Genomic DNA, 845 nt, shown 5'->3' with positions numbered 1-845 from the left:
AGCCCCCATTACCGCATTCGATGTACTACAATGGCTGCACGCTAATACAGACAGTGGCATAACCCCCAATATCACCGCTGACGGCTCTATATATCTTACTGTATCACTTAAGTTTAGTGATAGTTTTTTATACAAAAAAATAGCCCAATGGGATATACGTTACCCTTATTTAGACCAGCAACCTATATCGCTGATTAAAGCACTTGCTCCCTATTACCAGTCCACTAATTTCATAGAAAAAATGCAACACATTAGCAACGCTGCTAATAAATAAAACCGAAAAAACAATGAAAAAAGAACCTTCCCTACTGACCATTTTGGGCATCAGTGTTTGTCTTCTCGCGGCTCTTTATTTGTCCAAAAATATAACCGATAAGACTACTTATAAGAGTTGCATAGATAGTCTCGCTAACGCACTTTGTAAATACCAAAATACTAAGTACAATAAAAAGGATAGCAATCAGCCCCGTGTGAGTGAGAAAGTGAACCCGCCTATTGAAATACCACAATTGCATACGCCGCTCCTCAAAGGAGAGCCTACGCTCAACAGTGGGAGCGTTATCAACAGTAGGGGCGTCTCCCTTTTTGTTGATGAAATTAGCAATACTAAGCAACAGAGCCTGCCCCGCTTCTGTTTTAGCAATATTCTCGAGGAAATTGCTGCCATTGCTTTCCTCTTTGCAGTTGTCCTGCTTTTCTTGTTCGTTTTGCATATGTTATAAATGAATTAAAACACAAAGATAATAAATAAATATGATACAAGCCCACACCATACAAGTAAACCTAAAACCAGAGATAATAGCACAGATAGACGACACCGCTATCGCGCACCTGCATATTAAAAC

Annotated in this window: 2 protein-coding genes; one reads left to right on the top strand and one right to left on the bottom strand. The window is 39.5% G+C overall.

Translation table 11 applies throughout. From position 1 onward, the window contains the following. On the top strand, nt 1–274 hold a 274-nt coding region (locus HMPREF9074_RS12475), incomplete at its 5' end, for a hypothetical protein (RefSeq protein ID WP_034540878.1). A 31-nt stretch (nt 275–305) separates the two neighbouring features. On the opposite strand, the gene HMPREF9074_RS11225 is transcribed toward HMPREF9074_RS12475, so the two are convergent. Next, nucleotides 306–713 carry a hypothetical protein gene (locus HMPREF9074_RS11225; protein ID WP_009390724.1) on the bottom strand — a complete coding sequence of 136 codons (408 nt, stop codon included), beginning with the start codon at nt 711–713 and terminating at the stop codon, nt 306–308. Between the last annotated feature and the right edge of the window lie 132 nt (nt 714–845).

This window comes from Capnocytophaga sp. oral taxon 329 str. F0087 (assembly GCF_000213295.2).
GTDB lineage: Bacteria > Bacteroidota > Bacteroidia > Flavobacteriales > Flavobacteriaceae > Capnocytophaga > Capnocytophaga leadbetteri_A.
This window is presented reverse-complemented; position numbering and strand designations above follow the sequence as displayed.

Coding starts and splice junctions, on each gene's coding strand:
- HMPREF9074_RS11225 (WP_009390724.1), bottom strand. CDS start 713: ATGCAAAACGAACAAGAAAAGCAGGACAACTGCAAAGAGGAAAGCAAT.